General features: G+C 69.5%; 1 protein-coding gene and 1 pseudogene. Both read left to right on the top strand.

Translation table 11 applies throughout. From position 1 onward, the window contains the following. Positions 1-241, top strand: a pseudogene (locus tag JCM19049_RS17015) (hypothetical protein); the annotation flags it as partial. A 30-nt stretch (positions 242-271) separates the two neighbouring features. After that, complete coding sequence (locus tag JCM19049_RS21695; RefSeq protein ID WP_279403505.1) at positions 272-394, top strand: hypothetical protein; 123 nt, start codon at positions 272-274, stop codon at positions 392-394. Positions 395-587 lie beyond the last annotated feature (193 nt).

The following is a 587-nucleotide window of genomic DNA, read 5'->3' on the forward strand; positions in this document are numbered from 1 at the left end:
CGGAACCCTGCCGGCCGGGCCGGCCGTGATGACCCGAGCGGTGCGCCGGGCCCACACCCTGGCCACCGCCGGGGATACGGTGCTGATGGCCCCGGCCGCGGCCTCCATCGACCAATTCACTTCCTACGCGCAGCGTGGCAACGCGTTCATCAGCGCGGTCAGTGATCTGATGGAACACGACCCGCTCACCACCGATCCGGCAGCCCCGGACCCGGCAGATGAGAGCGGAGAAGGCAACTAACCAGGCAACAGGCAACGGGGGAGGACACCGGTGAACAAGCGCACCTCAACACCGCGTAACGGCACCACGCCCAGGCCCCCGTGGCCGCAACGGGTGCTGGGGCGCATCGAGTCCGGCAGCCGCACCAGCGCATCGATCGACTACACCTGGTGATGGTCTCCACGATCGCGCTGGCCGTCTTCGGGGTGCTGATGGTGCAGTCCTCCGCCTCGGTGGAGGCCATCGCCCGCGGGCAGGACGGGTTCACCGTCGCCTGAACCAGGCAGTCTTCGCCGGGGTGGGCATCGCCGCGATGCTCGCCATGCAGTTCTTCAAGCCCGCCACGCTGCGCAAGGCCGCCGTGCCG

The organism is Arthrobacter sp. JCM 19049, from assembly GCF_001310435.1.